Source organism: Bifidobacterium choladohabitans, from assembly GCF_016102005.1.
Taxonomy (GTDB): Bacteria; Actinomycetota; Actinomycetes; order Actinomycetales; family Bifidobacteriaceae; genus Bombiscardovia; species Bombiscardovia choladohabitans.
Genome location: NZ_JACFPL010000004.1, coordinates 134156 through 134451, shown reverse-complemented (window position 1 = coordinate 134451; position 296 = coordinate 134156). Strand labels below are relative to the sequence as shown.

General features: G+C 65.9%; 1 protein-coding gene. It reads left to right on the top strand.

Features of this window, described 5'->3' with window-relative positions:
* On the top strand, positions 1-296 hold a 296-nt coding region (locus tag H3S97_RS08435; RefSeq protein ID WP_232356373.1), incomplete at both ends, for an RCC1 domain-containing protein.

Here is a 296-nt window from a genome sequence, read left to right as displayed (position 1 = left end):
CCTGGGGAAACAACAGCAATGGCCGGCTCGGCGACGGGACGACCACCGAACGGCATACGCCTGTCAGGGTGAACAAGCCTGACCGCAAGGCGTACCCGGACCTGCCAGAGGATTTCACCTACGTGCAGGCCAGCGCCGGAGGCGCTCATTCCCTGGCCCTGGGCAGCGACGGCAACGCCTACGCCTTGGGATGGAACGGCAGTGGCCAGATCGGCGACGGGACGACCACCGAACGGCATACGCCTGTCAGGGTGAACAAGCCTGACCGCAAGGCGTACCCGGACCTGCCAGAGGAT